Source organism: Mucilaginibacter sp. GW821-FHT07H05 (genome assembly GCF_059418485.1).
Genome location: NZ_JBWKPY010000006.1, coordinates 115,207 through 129,257, shown reverse-complemented (window position 1 = coordinate 129,257; position 14,051 = coordinate 115,207). Strand labels below are relative to the sequence as shown.

At 45.7% G+C, this 14,051-nt stretch carries 10 protein-coding genes and 1 pseudogene; 7 read left to right on the top strand and 4 right to left on the bottom strand.

Features of this window, described 5'->3' with window-relative positions; all coding sequences use genetic code 11:
* Positions 1-104: 104 nt before the first annotated feature.
* Positions 105-461: a winged helix-turn-helix transcriptional regulator gene (locus tag AC07M6_RS17000; RefSeq protein WP_494891447.1), complete on the bottom strand. Its 357-nt coding sequence runs from the start codon at positions 459-461 to the stop codon at positions 105-107.
* Between the two features lie 110 nt (positions 462-571).
* On the opposite strand from AC07M6_RS17000, the gene AC07M6_RS16995 reads away from it, so the two are divergent.
* Both AC07M6_RS16995 and AC07M6_RS16990 read left to right on the top strand, forming a co-directional pair.
* Positions 572-1,174, top strand: coding sequence for an FMN-dependent NADH-azoreductase (locus AC07M6_RS16995; protein ID WP_494891445.1), 603 nt, complete (start codon positions 572-574; stop codon positions 1,172-1,174).
* 146 nt (positions 1,175-1,320) lie between these two features.
* Positions 1,321-1,830 carry a fasciclin domain-containing protein gene (locus AC07M6_RS16990; protein WP_494891443.1) on the top strand — a complete coding sequence of 170 codons (510 nt, stop codon included), beginning with the start codon at positions 1,321-1,323 and terminating at the stop codon, positions 1,828-1,830.
* Positions 1,831-1,944: 114 nt separating this feature from the next.
* On the opposite strand, the gene AC07M6_RS16985 is transcribed toward AC07M6_RS16990, so the two are convergent.
* Complete coding sequence (locus AC07M6_RS16985) at positions 1,945-2,865, bottom strand: hypothetical protein (protein ID WP_494891441.1); 921 nt, start codon at positions 2,863-2,865, stop codon at positions 1,945-1,947.
* An 835-nt stretch (positions 2,866-3,700) separates the two neighbouring features.
* Between AC07M6_RS16985 and AC07M6_RS16980 the strand changes: the two are divergent.
* Both AC07M6_RS16980 and AC07M6_RS16975 read left to right on the top strand, forming a co-directional pair.
* Positions 3,701-5,635: pseudogene (locus AC07M6_RS16980) on the top strand (TIM-barrel domain-containing protein); the annotation flags it as partial.
* Between the two features lie 74 nt (positions 5,636-5,709).
* Positions 5,710-6,030, top strand: coding sequence for a DUF5110 domain-containing protein (locus tag AC07M6_RS16975; RefSeq protein WP_494891967.1), 321 nt, complete (start codon positions 5,710-5,712; stop codon positions 6,028-6,030).
* A 768-nt stretch (positions 6,031-6,798) separates the two neighbouring features.
* On the opposite strand, the gene AC07M6_RS16970 is transcribed toward AC07M6_RS16975, so the two are convergent.
* Positions 6,799-8,262 carry a beta-helix domain-containing protein gene (locus AC07M6_RS16970; protein ID WP_494891439.1) on the bottom strand — a complete coding sequence of 488 codons (1,464 nt, stop codon included), beginning with the start codon at positions 8,260-8,262 and terminating at the stop codon, positions 6,799-6,801.
* 50 nt (positions 8,263-8,312) lie between these two features.
* Entirely contained in the window at positions 8,313-11,096 is a 2,784-nt protein-coding gene (locus AC07M6_RS16965; RefSeq protein ID WP_494891437.1) for a TonB-dependent receptor, read from the bottom strand.
* Between the two features lie 203 nt (positions 11,097-11,299).
* On the opposite strand from AC07M6_RS16965, the gene AC07M6_RS16960 reads away from it, so the two are divergent.
* From AC07M6_RS16960 to AC07M6_RS16950, 3 genes are all read left to right on the top strand, one after another.
* Positions 11,300-11,635 (top strand): ArsR/SmtB family transcription factor, encoded by a 336-nt coding sequence (locus tag AC07M6_RS16960; RefSeq protein WP_494891435.1) that lies wholly within the window; start codon positions 11,300-11,302, stop codon positions 11,633-11,635.
* Between the two features lie 83 nt (positions 11,636-11,718).
* Positions 11,719-12,369, top strand: coding sequence for a helix-turn-helix domain-containing protein (locus tag AC07M6_RS16955; RefSeq protein ID WP_494891433.1), 651 nt, complete (start codon positions 11,719-11,721; stop codon positions 12,367-12,369).
* A gap of 193 nt (positions 12,370-12,562) precedes the next feature.
* Positions 12,563-14,041 carry a hypothetical protein gene (locus tag AC07M6_RS16950; RefSeq protein ID WP_494891431.1) on the top strand — a complete coding sequence of 493 codons (1,479 nt, stop codon included), beginning with the start codon at positions 12,563-12,565 and terminating at the stop codon, positions 14,039-14,041.
* Positions 14,042-14,051: the final 10 nt, after the last annotated feature.

The window sequence follows — 14,051 nt, the reverse complement described above, 5'->3', positions numbered from 1 at the left end:
CGTAAACTTTTGCAAAGGTCGGCATTCTTAATTACAAATGCGGATAAGTTATTTTATACGCAGGGGAACCGCGTTTAACATTCAAATTCAGACCCGGCTGTAAACTATCTCTCTTTCCTCAACTTATCACGATGCATAGCCCCCCACTCTGATAAGGAGAGCAGCACATCGCGTAAGGTATCCGCGTAAGGCGTAATTTGATATTCAACCACTACGGGTGTGGTGGCATGCACAACCCGGGTTATAAAACCGTTAAGCTCCAACTCTTTTAACTCGCTTGATAATACCCGCGCGGATATGCCATCTATGGTGCGCTGGATCTCGTTAAAACGTTTATTGCCTTCACTTAAGGACAGGATAACCCGCAACTTCCATTTACCGCCAATTACATAAAGGGCGTCACCAATTGCTGTTAGGCGGCTGCTGCACTCGCCGGAAGACGGCCTGTCTGCATTGTTCATAATAAATTGATTTACAGAGTAGTATACAAAAGGTTAGCACTAACCTTTTGTATACTACTAATATTTAATAACCAAATGTAAATAGATTTGGCCGTATAAAATCAAATAAAATGAAAAACATACTGCATATTATTTCGAGCCCGAGGGGCGGTGCCTCCCTGAGCATTAAATTAGGAAACGCGATTATTGAAAAGATACAGGCCGCTTACCCCGGAAGTACCGTGACCGAACGTAACCTGGCAACCAACCATTTTCCGCATTTGGAAGAAGCCCAGCTCACCTCGTTTTTTACGCCTGCCGAAAACAGGACGCCTGAAAATATAGCGGCCATTGAGCATTCGGAAAATGCGATTAATGAAATAGAAGATGCGGATATCCTGGTGATTGGCGCACCGCTTTATAATTTCGGCATCCCATCGGCATTAAAAGCCTGGATAGATCATATTGTTAGGGTAGGCCGTACTTTTAAATATGATGCAACCGGCCGCGAAGGATTGATTAAAGGTAAAAAGGTTTATGTCGCCTTAGCCTCCGGCGGGATCTATTCGGATGGGCCAATGAAAGAGATGGAGTTTATTGAGCCTTATTTAAGGGCCGTATTGGGCTTCATTGGCTTAACCGATATCACCGTATTCAGGGTAGAAGGCTCGGCAATCCCGGGCGTACAGGATACCGCTTTAGAGAAAGGTATCGGCAGTATCCATCTTAATTAAAAAACAGCCATCAAGATAAAAGCCTTTAGATCATTCCTGTCTAAAGGCTTTTATTTTACTGTAAATGTTCTGCTACATACGTGTAAGTCAGCAAGGCTTGAAAGGATAATCCCTATCTTTAAAGCCATATTATTGTTCTAACACCTATGAAAAAACTCTTCATTTTATTACTGCTGGCTACGGCGTCGGCTGGTTTAAATTCGCGTAGTTATGCCCAAAGTAAAGCATTAAGCAGCATCGGCGACGAATCTGATTATTACAAGTTTGCCAGCATGGTACGTTCGGCCAATATGGATGCTACCCTGGCAGCCTTAGGTACCTATACCGTATTTGCGCCTGATAATTTATTATTCAGGGAGATGGGGTCAACCAAACTGGATAGCTTAACCGGCGACCCGGCTAAAATGGCGGCTTTCCTGAAAGCGCATATTGTTAAAGGTAAATTTACCACAGCAGAGATCAGCAAAAAGCTGGACTTGGGCAAAGGCAAAACTACACTGACCAACCTGTTAGGCCAACCTTTAAAACTCACCCACACTAAGGATAATAAACTGCTGATTACCGGTAACAACATAACCCCGGCCCACTTTTTGGCTTTTGATATGAAAGATCCGAAAGGTGTTATCCACGGTATTGATAATATTCTGGTGAAATAAGCAGGATAACCAGTATGCAAAAAAGCCTTCAGACGGAAATCTGAAGGCTTTTTTGTGCGAAAGCAGGGCCGTACCGTGCCATGCCGGCCTAATATCTGACTCAAATGTAGCTGCTTACTTTTTAGCTAAGATATACTTGCCCCAAACATCTGTTGGCGAAAACATGTCAGCGGCGCCGGGCCCACCCGGGCCGCCCATACCCCCAGGCGCGTTTCCGCCACCCTGGCCACCGCGACCGCCATCACCCCCGAAACCGCCGCCGCCGCCTGCGCCACCGCCGCCAAAGCCCGCATTGCCGCCACCATCATTACGCTGCATAAAGGCCGGCATGGTTATACCGTTTACTTTAATGGCATAAGCGATCTCTTTATTATCGCCCGGGGTAAGATTCAGCAGCTTTAACGGGATAGCCAGTTCATAGGTGTAATTGCCTTTTGCATCATAGCCAATGGCTGATTTAATGCCGTACTCGTTATAAACAGATAGCAGCGAATCGGCAATATCCTTAAAGCCCAGTACCTTAATCTCTTTAGCCGCATCGATGGTTTGTTTATGCCTTGCAGCAAGGGTTGCCGAATCCGGGGCTGCATTACGGCCGCCAAAGCCGCCGCGCTCTCCACCACCGAAACCTCCGCCGCCAAAACTACCACGCTCTGCACCGCGCTCGCCATCCGGGCGGGCGGCCCTTACAATTACGGGATAGGTAAAGCTAACCGCGTCTTTAGCTTTCTTTTTCCCATCGGTGTTCAGGATAAAGGAGATCCCACCGGCAGCTATCTTATTGCTGTTTTGCATATCAGTTGATTTTACTACCAGGTACAGCAACTGATCATCATTACTGACGGAATAAAAAAGCTTGGTTTGTTTATTATAGGCCTGGAAACTATCGTTCCATTCTTTCAGGTTACCGTCTACCTTAACGGCCGGCGATACAACACCGGTGCCGGTTTGTACGTTGGGTAATTTCGCGTCCTGCGCCAGCAAGGGCAAGGCAACAGGGAATAGCAAGATCAGTAATAACGAGGTTTTTTTCATTTTATCTAAATTTTAGGGAGTAATTCATATTGCATACCTGTTGCAATGCAACGGGCCACTATTCAAATAAAGAGGTTGAAACAGGCATAAAAAAATGAAGTAGACCATTGCCGGGTATAAAGCGACAAGCAGCTCCAAAAACACGACACGAATTACCGGGGAACATTGGTTTTGGTTACCACAACGTCATTGCGCGTTATCAAATCCCGGTGGGGCCTTGAAGGTGAAATGACGTTAAAAAGATTGTCATTGCGAGCGATAGCGTGGCAATCCCATAGGCAAGTAAGCGTGCGTTATGAAAGCCCGTCTGCTCAAAGGCCGCAGGGGCCTATTTACTTTTTTCTTGAAAAAAAAGTAACAAAAATTCAAGACAGCAAAAATGCTTCCTTTGCCGCACGTGGCCTTTGCCCTGCAAACGGGCAGAACCACGGCTACGCTTATTTGCCCCGCTGTCGCACCCACTTACCCTCGCTTCTGCAAAACGCTAATGCCCTCCTACAGCACAAGCCACCATTGTTCTGCCCGTTTTCGCCCGGAAGCTCCTTTGCTGTCGGAAAACTAAAAAAAATACGACATGGGTAGCTACGAAGCAACCATCGGCAGGCAGAGCCGCAACGCCGGTCCTCTTTTGTGCGTATGTATTGCGTGACCTCCCTCATATCAGATAAAAGCAATCGATTGTTTTTTTATCCCGATTTGCTTGTAATTGTCATATTGATTATTTACGTTCGTGTAATAAATGTATTTAATACATTTATTACACCCGGCTTGCTAAGCCTTAAATAGTTAAACCAATTATACCGTAAGTTCATCTTAATTATACCAACCGTCAATTATGAAAAGACAATTATTGCTCTTGCTGATCTTTCCCGTAACGTTTATCAGTAACTCACTTGCCCAATCGTACCAGCGTACCGGGACGGGAGTAAAGGCCAATATCCAATCTATGGATATCGAGGTGCAGTTTTATTCGCCCCAGATTGTACGTGTACTAAAACAACCTGAAGGAACTATATTGAAAAAGGAGAGCCTTTCGGTGATTAAAAAGCCGCAGGAAACCGGTCTGGATGTAAGCGAACAAAATGGGGTTGTTACTTTAAAAAGCAGTTCGGTGCTGGTAAAGCTTAACTTAAAAACAGGCAGCGTAAGTTTTGCTACCCTTAGCGGGGCGCCTTTGTTTACCGAGAAAGATTACGGTACGCAGTTTACACCCATAAAAGATGCAGGGAATGCTACCTTTAACGTTAGGCAGGCCTATTTATTGGATAAGGACGAGGTGATTTACGGGATTGGGCAACAACCAAATGGCAGACTGAACCAACGCGGGCAAAAAGTATATCTCCGCAACGAAAACACCCGGGTTTGTATCCCCTTCTTCCAGTCGGTAAAAGGATATGGTGTTTATTGGGATAATTATGCCCCTACTACCTTTACCGATAATGTACAGGAAACCTCGTTCGACTCGGAAGTAGGCAACTGTGCCGACTATTACCTGATGTATGGCCCGGGTGCCGATGGCGTAGTATCTCAGATGCGCGATTTAACCGGTCAGGCCCCCATGATGCCGCTGTGGGTATACGGCTTCAGCCAATCGCGCGAGCGGTACAAAACACAATTTGAGTTACTGGACGTAGTGAAAAAATATCGTGCCCTTAAGGTGCCGCTGGATGGCATAGTGCAGGACTGGCAATACTGGGGCCCCGACAGTAACTGGAACGCCATGAGCTTTGCCCCGGTTATTTACCCAAGGCCTAAAGCAATGATCGACAGCATCCACAGCCTTAACGCGCACCTGTTTATTGTAGCCTGGCCTGGTTTTGCCCCTAAAACCAAACAATACCAGGAGTTTAAGCAAAAAAATATGCTGATTAATTTTGATACCTGGCCCCCAAAAGCCAATACCAAACCTTATGATGTATATAATCCGGTTGCCCGGGATATTTACTGGGGTTACCTTAACAAAGGAATTTTCGCATTAGGGCCAGATGCCTGGTGGCTGGATTCGACAGAGCCTGACCATATCAATCTCCAGGAAAAAGATTTTGACCAGCCTACCTATTTAGGTACTTACCGCAGTGTGCATAACGCGTTCCCACTGCAACATACTAAAGGTGTTTATGAACACCAGCGCCAAACTTCGGAAGATAAACGGGTTATCCTGCTTACCCGTTCGGCATTTGCCGGGCAGCAGCGGTATAGCGCCAATACCTGGAGCGGCGACGTCCGGTCGGACTGGCCTACTTTCAAAAGGCAGATCCCTAATGCACTTAACTTTTCAATGACCGGGTTGCCGTACTGGAACGCTGATATCGGCGGTTTCTTTGCTGGTCACTTCAACAAAGGCGGCGGCATCAATAACCCCGAGTTTCAGGAATTGTATACGCGCTGGACACAGTTTGCTGCCTTTACCCCATGATGCGGTCGCACGGTACGGATATCCCAAGGGAAATTTACCAGTTTGGTAAGCGCGGCGACAAAATATTTGACGTATTGGAAAAATTTATTAACCTGCGTTACCACTTGCTGCCTTATACCTACGCAACGGCCTGGAATGTTACGCACAATTCGGGTTCTATTATCCGGTCTTTATATGCCGGATTTGGACAGGATAAACAAGGCTATGAAAACAATACGGAATTTTTGTTTGGCAAATCATTCCTGGTAATGCCGGTGACCGACAAGGGAATTAAAAGCCAAAGTGTTTACCTGCCCGCAGGTACCCAATGGTACGATTTCTGGACAGGGGAAATTACCGATGGCGGTAAAAGCATAGAAAGGGCAACGCCGATAGACATATTGCCGCTTTATGTACAAGCGGGATCTATCATCCCATGGGGGCCTAAAGTGCAATACGCGGCCGAGAAAAAATGGGATAACTTAACCGTCCGCGTTTATCCCGGCGCCAATGGTACTTTTACTTTGTATGAAGACCAAAACGACAGTTACAATTATGAAAAGGGCCTATATGCTACCATAGATTTTGTTTGGAACGACAAAGACCGGACATTGACCATTAATGATCAGCAGGGCAGTTTCCCGGGTATGATCAGGAAACGAACATTTAATATCGTACTGGTTAAGCCAAACCATGGCACCGGTTTAGAAATAACCGCTGCTGATAAAGCTGTAACTTATAACGGCGCTAAAAAGATGGTAAAATTATAGAGCACGTTTATTAGGATCCTCACCCTGCCCTTTCTAAAATGCTGCCACAATCCAGTTCCCTCCCACGGGGAGGGGTGCGATAGACGGTGTAGTGGCGGGGAGGGGTTTATCCATTTTGTCATTGCCAAGTACGAAGCAATCGCGAACCGGCAGAGCAACAATCCAGTTCCCTCCCCTGGGAGGGGTGCGGTGGACTGTGTGTTAGAAGGGAGGGGTTTCGTCACTTTTGTCATTGCGAGCGTAGCGTGGCAATCTCGTAGTCAGCAGAGCGGGTAACACAATTATGCGCTTGTGCTGTAAATTAACGTTAGTCTGCTCTTAGCCGCAGGGGCCAAGTTACTTTTGGCTTGGGCCCAAAAGTATCCAAAAACCCAAGTCAAAAAAATGCTTCCCCGCTCCCTGCCGTTGCAACTTCTCGCCGGAGGCGGTTGCCCGGACATTCCCGCCAACGCGGGCCCGCTTTTTTGACAGGCCTGCCCTCTTTTAATCGGCCTTCGGCCGAACGTTGTTGCAATGCCTCACTACCGCGTCATTGCGAGGTACGAAGCAATCATCGGCAAGCAGAGACTATTTGCTGACAGAAGCTGGAAGCTTAAAACATTTTAGGTCGAAGTTACGCTGCGCTAAACTTCGACCAGTTGATTGCATCTTTATAATCGCGTCATTGCGAGGTACGAAGCAATCGCGAACAGGCAGGCCCACACCCCCACACACAAAAAGGCCCGCCGGTAAACCGGCGGGCCTTTTATCTTGTATAGCTCTAAACGCTTATTTAACAGCGCCCGGAGTAGTATAAGGTAGGTTTTGAGGATCGTATGAAGCCCAGCCTGATGACCAATCGGTAGTGCCGAAAGCGCCACGGTAAGCCACTTTATCAAAAAACGCGTCGGTTAATTTAGCGTTGGTAAATACCGCGCCTGCAGCTGCTGCCGAACCGGCTTTTACAGTAAAGTCGGGTTTGCCAGCGTTAGCGTTACCGGTTGCTTTAAAGTCAAGACCGTATTTCAATGGATCGGTTAACAGATCAAGTACCGATTTGGTAGCATCAAAAGTGTTTGCTGCGCGGATAGCAACTTCAAACAAGGTTTTGTTTTGTCCTTTAACTTCGTTGCTTTTGTTGTTGGTGTTGTACAGGATGTTATCGGTAAACACAATACGTCCGGCAGTGTAGTTGGTTGAAGTAGCGCCTGCTGTAGCAACAGTTCCGTCATCAATATAAACACCTTCGGTATAGTTAGTTAACAGCGAGTTGGCAACGCTGATAGCCGAGTTACGACGGATCTGCGCGGCATGCTGAAAGTTAGCATTGATACCTGAAGGAGTCGCATTGGTTCCGTTTGCAACGGTCAGCAACGGACCAACAATTGTCATGTTAGAGAACACGGCGCCGGTTTGCGGCGTATTGTTTGAACCGGTAGCATCATTATCCGATTCGAAACCGTTTGAGCCCGAGAAGTCGGCTACAACCTGTGCACGCTGTGCCAGGCCAAACTGTACTTTACCCGAGAAACCAAAGTCGGTATCAAAATCATCATCGGTAGCGCCTATAGATAATAAGTGCTTAGCCGTAACGGTACCGCCAAACCACTCATAAGAGTCATCGCCCGAACGGTAAACTTCAATATAATCTAAAGTAGTGCCCGAACCTACGCCACCCATGGTTAAACCATTGATCTCGTTATCCGGTGAAAACGGAATACCGGCATACTCAATACGTACATATTTTAATGTACCAGAGTTATCGGCTGCATCAGTACCACCGTACTGGATGTATTTATCAACAGCGCCGCCACCGGTTGGGGTTAATCCACCTTCAATAGTAGCTACACCGCCTGTAGGGTTAATAGGCGCTTTACCCAACAGGATAATGCCGCCCCAATCGCCGCTTGAACGGCCGCCTGCTGCTACGTTTGATGTAAATACAATAGGTTTATCAGCCGTACCAATAGCGCTGATCTTTGAACCGCGGGTGATAACCAGGGTACCTTTGGTTGATTTATCGCCTTTAATGATCGTACCTGGTTCAATAGTTAAAGTAGCACCGTTGGTTACATACACAAAGCCTGTTAAATAATATATTTTGTCGGCTGTCCAGGTGGTACTGGCCGATATGTCACCGCTAACGGCTACTACATTTCCGGGAATGATAACCTCGTCGTCGGGACTGTTTTTACTACATGCCGAAAATAGGAATACAGCAAGCAGTAATAATAAAAGTGCGTTTTTTTTCATGGTCTGTTTTTTAATAATTCTTACTTTTTTTAATTCTTTATAAATGGTTTTTAAAAATTGTGAGTGTAGGCCAGCGTGTAGTTTACGCCTGTTTTAAAACGATTAATCACTTCGCCGCGTGATTTGCCGCTGTTGATCTTATAAACCTCGGTATCGCCCTTGTAAAAGAAATAGCTTTGCTGGTTAAGCAAATCGTTGCCGCTTAGCTTAAATTCTCCTTTGCCTTTAAATACCCGGTAGCCCAATTGCACGTCTATTACATCGCGCGGCTTCTCGTATACGGCCGGGAACTGGCTGCCCCTGGCTTTAAAAATCCTTTCGCCTACGCGGTTGTACAATGCGTTAATGCTTAGCTTATTATCAAAAGCGGTTTGCAGCAAGCCGGTATTGATTACGTATGGGGCCTGCCCTACCATCGATCGTTTGTTGGCATTTTCGGAAGCGCTGAAACGGCTATCGGTAGTTTCAGATTTAATGAGCGCTACGTTGGTATAAAAGGTGGTATTTTTTAGCTGAGGTGATATAAAATCAAGCGTTTTGCGGATCTCAAATTCAACGCCGTAATTGGTCGCTTTTTTCGAGTTAAAGTAACGGTAGTCGGGCGTAGAGTTTACGTCGTACACACCGGTCTCAATCGGGTCCTGGAAATGTTTGTAAAATCCCGATACCGAGATGATCTGACCGGCAGCCGGGTAAAACTCGTAGCGCAAATCGAAGTTGTTAATGTGCGATGTGATCAGCAGCGGGTTACCCGATACTGTTGCCAGCAGCTCAAAATCATAATAACCAAACGGGGCAAGCTCCCTTAACTCGGGGCGGCCAATAGTACGCGAGAACGAGAACCTTAAGTTGGCCTTAGGCGTAACGGCATACGTTAAGTTAGCTGATGGCAAAAAGTCAAGGTCGTCCAGCTTTACTTCGCCTGTGGTAGGCGATTTGTCGTTTAGCTTCAGGTCAAATTTTTCTACACGCAGGCCCCAAACCAACCTGAATTTGCTGCCAAACTTATTATCCAGCATGGCATAAGCGGCATTAACTAACGTGTTGGCGGTGTATGGGTCAGATGGTGTGGCGATATCCTGCAGGCCGTACACGCCCTGGTTAATAATGCTGCGGCTAAAAATCTGGCTTAACGGTAATCTTTTAATAGCATCGGCATCTACAGGTGATGAAGGGCCGACATTCAGATCGGCACCGATGAAACGGGCATCAAACACCCTGTCGCGGTATTGCGATGACACGCCTGCTTTTAAGATAGCTTTGCTTTTAAACAAATTTACCGGCAGGCTATAATCTAACTGGCCCGAGTAAGTATTCTCGTTCAGGTTGGCAAAGTAGCGGGCGTTTTGTTTACCCACCGCGTCCACATCGGCCAGGTAAACGCCGTTAATTAAGGCATAGTTGGTTTTACGCTGATCGGGCTGATTGTTCCCCACATTGCTGTAGCTGGCAATCCAGGTAAATTTTGAATTGTTGGCAAAACCATGATCGCCCTGTACGGTTGATTTTAGCAAGCTCTTCTGGATCAAATCGAAAGCGGTAAAATGGTTATCCGGGTTACCGGTTTGGTCGGTAGTACCGGTACGCGACAGAAACTGGTCATCAAACACCCTGTTGTAGATGTTTTTAAAGGTGATCTTATTTTTACCGTAGGTATAGGCAAAATTGGCCAGGGCACCAATATTGGTCGAGAACTTGTATTTATTATCGTTAAAATTATATACAAAATACTGAATGCCAACGTTTGGCGTAGTTTGGAAACTGTTACGATAGGTTAAGGCCACAATTGCGCCAAAACGGTTACCATTTTTACCGATATCCTTCACCCTACCTAAACTGATCTGGTAGTTTTGGTTCGCAAAGGCACTGCAGTTATAGATCTTAAAATTAGGGTTAAGCGAAGCTAAAGCTGCGGTTTGCCTTTGCGCGCTAAGCGACCCGGAGTTTATAGCGGCGTTTGATGGAAAGTTTGAAGGCAGCTTGCGCGATCCGTCGTCAAAACCGAAGTAATCGGAAATATTGCGGTAGCCACTTTTAAAATCCTTAAATGTGGTGTTGGTATTATAGCCTAAACCGGCGCTCACGGTTAAAAAGTTATTATCGGGGATATCTTTAGTGACGATCTGGATGGCGCCGCCGGCAAAATCGCCGGGCAGGTTTGGCGTTGCCGTTTTGCTGATCACCAGGTTATCGATCAGGTTTGCCGGTACGATATCGAACGAGAAAGCCTTACGGTTAGGCTCGGTACTGGGCAGGGTAGATCCATCAAGCGACGCGGTATTATACCTGTCGCCCAGGCCGCGTACTACCACAAATTTGTTTTCCTGTATGGTAGCGCCGCTTACACGCTTTAAAACATCCGAGGTGTTTCTATCGGGCGAGCGTTTAATGGTTTCGGATGTGATACCATCGGTAATGCCCGCATTATTTTTTTGTGCCGCGTATAATGAATTTACCGATTCCTGGCGGTAGGTACCTTTCACTACTACCACATCCAGGGTTTTGCTGGTGCTGGCATCCAAAACCACATTAAGGGTGGTTACTGCACCGGCTTTAACTTCAACTTCGCTGATCTGCTTGGTATTGTAGCCAATGTATTTTACAGTTAAAGTGTATTTGCCGGGAGGTACGGCGTTAATAATATACAATCCATCAATATTGGCAGCCGATCCTTTATTAGTACCGTCAATCAGTATGGTAGCGCCTATCAATGTTTCGCCGCTTTTTTTATCAGTTATTTTGCCAGAGATCTTTCCGGGAGTTTGGGCCTGTATAACCGTGCAATTAAAAATTAATGCCAGTAATAGGATAAGGGGAGTAAGTTTCTTTATCATATGATTTAACAACAGGTCAAAAGTACCCGCCACTTATTAAGCATATGTTAACCCAGGATTATCAAATCGAATATCTTAGATAATAGATTTAATATATTGTTCACAGTCAAAAAATGAAGATTTAATGAAGTTAGCGCTGTAAAAGAGACGATTATTGTATATCGTAGATGATAGATATTACCTTTGGATATCTGTTAATAAAAATGGCAAATCACAAAAAGGAAGAATTTACACAGGGCGATCAGCACATTTCCCAAATGGCAAAGGCAATGTCTCACCCTGCCCGCATCACCATTATGCGGATCCTGACCGCCCATCCTAAATATACCTGCGGCGAAATTGTGGAGGTGCTGCCGCTTGCCCAGGCCACCGTATCGCATCATTTAAAAGAATTGCAGGAAGCCGGTTTGATCAGTGTATCGTTCGAGGGCAAAAAATCCCTTTATGAAATTAATTGGAAAAACTGGGACAGCTATACCGCGTCCTTAGCGCAATTTTTAGATTTTGTGAACAACAGTCCGGGGATCCCATCGCTATAACAATAAAGTAACACACTGTTAACCTTAGCATTACTCAAAGGAAATACAGACCGCTTATGTTTGCGGCTTATTATACCTTCTACGTGAATAAAGCTCCGATCAGTTATAACGACGATGATGTCGCCTTGTCTAAATTTGCCCTGGCGTTTGGATTGCCCGTAAGGATCTTTATTATACGCACCATAGTTGAACAGCATAACGCGGCCTCAAAAAACCACTTTGAAAGCCCGCTGTTTAAACCCGAATTAGTTCATAAACATATTGCCCAACTTAAAAACCTGGGCATATTACAAACCAGAACAGAAAAAGGCAAAACTACTTACAGTACCAATAAAGCATTTTTTGGGCAAATGTCTGAAAAGTTTAGCCTGTTGTTTGCAAGCATGCGCGATATGAACAATAGCTTGCCCGTTCAGCCTGCCGTTAAGGAACACGATACGGAACCACAATTAAACTTCGGGTCGTATCTTAAAAACCAGCGCCTTTCCTTTCAATTTACCCAGGAAGCTTTTGCCAAACATTTAAACATGGAAAGGGCAAAACTAAGCAAGATCGAGACCGGCAAAGCGGTATTCCCTGCCGAAAAACTGGAGGCGCTTGCCACCATTATTTACGAAGACCTGGCTAAGCTTAAAAAGATCTATTATAGCGATCACCTGGTTACCCTGATACAGGATGGCCATATTGACGCTACCACATTTGAGTTTGCCAAAAAGAAAGCCGAACAGCAATAGCAGATATTACCGCCTACCCTGCTAACCAAAATTTAATTAAAACCGAACCATCGTGTACCCTATACCGGTGTATAATTCAGCTGCATATTCTTTTGGCGTAGTGGCCTCATATCTTCAGCCGGTTTAAATTTGGCGCCGATAACACGCGGGGGAATCGGTTTAACCAGTATCTTTACAACAGGGAACCAACGACATGAAATTTTTAAGACGAAATATGATGAGCATTAAAAAAATAGCTTTTTTTATACCTTCATTTATTCTCTATTCAACCATCTCAGCTTTTAGCCAAAGCGGCGATGTAAAAAGCACGGCAAATACCGATAGCCTTGATTATAGCCTTACTGTATCTGCCCGTAAAACGCTGAACAGTTCTAAACCAAACAGCAGCTTTGGTGCGCCGGTTGATTACCGAACCCGAAATATCGCTCAGCTAACCAACTATAAACCGGTTCATATTGAAACTGACCTGTACGGAGGAAGGCTGGACAGGCAAGGCAGCAAAACCGGTTTTTACCACGTACAAAAAATTAAAGGCCGCTGGTGGGTGGTAGACCCCGAAGGGAATTTATTTTTGCATAATGCCGTAAGCAGCGTAACCCCGGGCGGCAGCGAACAGAATAAAGCGGCACTGAAAAGCAAGTTCGGGAATACAGAGACCTGGGCAGCCAAAACCCTGGAACTGCTAACCGACAACGGGTTTAATGGCGCAGCTGCGTGGAGCGATATCACAGCTATCCGAAGCGCCAACAAGAACGCGGCACATCCCCTGGCTTATAATATCATCATTAATTTTATGAGTGGTTATGGGCAGCAACGGGGAGGCACGCACCGCCTGCCCGGGCACCAGGGTTATTTAAACAATGTTATTTTTGTGTTTGACCCCGGCTTTGCAACCTATTGCGAGGAACGGGCCAGGGAACTGACCAATTACAAGGATGATAAAAACCTGATGGGCTATTTCTCTGATAATGAAATGCCGCTTGCGCGCACCAACCTGGCTGGCTATCTGGCCCTGCCCCATACCGAACCGGGTTATCAGGCGGCTAAGCGCTGGTTAGAGGAAAACCATGCAGATTCCGCCAAACTTACGGATGCCAATAAAAAAGATTTTTTGAAATACGTATGTGATACCTATTTCAAAACCGTAAGCGCTGCCATTAAAAAATACGACCCTAACCACATGTATATCGGTTGTCGCTTTTATGCCACACAGCGCTTTTTTCCGGAAGTGATAAAAAGCGCCGGTAATTATGTGGATGTGATATCCATTAATTACTATAACTACTGGACTCCAAAATTGGAAGATATGCAAAACTGGGAAAAGTGGAGCGGGAGGCCGTTTATGGCAACCGAATGGTATGTTAAAGGCGAAGACGCCGGTTTGGCAAATACATCGGGGGCCGGCTTTTTAGTGAAAACCCAGGCCGACCGGGGGCTGTTTTATCAAAACTTTGTACTGGGCCTCATCGAATCCAAAACCTGTGTTGGCTGGCACTGGTTTAAATATCAGGACAACGATCCGCAGCAAAAAGGGGCCGAACCATCAAATATTGATGCCAATAAGGGCATTTTCAATGTAAACTATGAGCCTTATAAACCGTTGCTGGATAAAATGAGCGAACTAAACAAGCAAATGTATTCACTTGCCGACTATTTTGATCGCCGAAAATAAGATGGCGCTG

What these genes read in the sequence shown, in the direction of transcription:
- AC07M6_RS17000 (WP_494891447.1), bottom strand. Translation starts at nt 461, where the DNA reads ATGAACAATGCAGACAGGCCGTCTTCCGGCGAGTGCAGCAGCCGCCTA.
- AC07M6_RS16995 (WP_494891445.1), top strand. Translation starts at nt 572, where the DNA reads ATGAAAAACATACTGCATATTATTTCGAGCCCGAGGGGCGGTGCCTCC.
- AC07M6_RS16990 (WP_494891443.1), top strand. Translation starts at nt 1,321, where the DNA reads ATGAAAAAACTCTTCATTTTATTACTGCTGGCTACGGCGTCGGCTGGT.
- AC07M6_RS16985 (WP_494891441.1), bottom strand. Translation starts at nt 2,865, where the DNA reads ATGAAAAAAACCTCGTTATTACTGATCTTGCTATTCCCTGTTGCCTTG.
- AC07M6_RS16970 (WP_494891439.1), bottom strand. Translation starts at nt 8,262, where the DNA reads ATGAAAAAAAACGCACTTTTATTATTACTGCTTGCTGTATTCCTATTT.
- AC07M6_RS16965 (WP_494891437.1), bottom strand. Translation starts at nt 11,096, where the DNA reads ATGATAAAGAAACTTACTCCCCTTATCCTATTACTGGCATTAATTTTT.
- AC07M6_RS16960 (WP_494891435.1), top strand. Translation starts at nt 11,300, where the DNA reads ATGGCAAATCACAAAAAGGAAGAATTTACACAGGGCGATCAGCACATT.
- AC07M6_RS16950 (WP_494891431.1), top strand. Translation starts at nt 12,563, where the DNA reads ATGAAATTTTTAAGACGAAATATGATGAGCATTAAAAAAATAGCTTTT.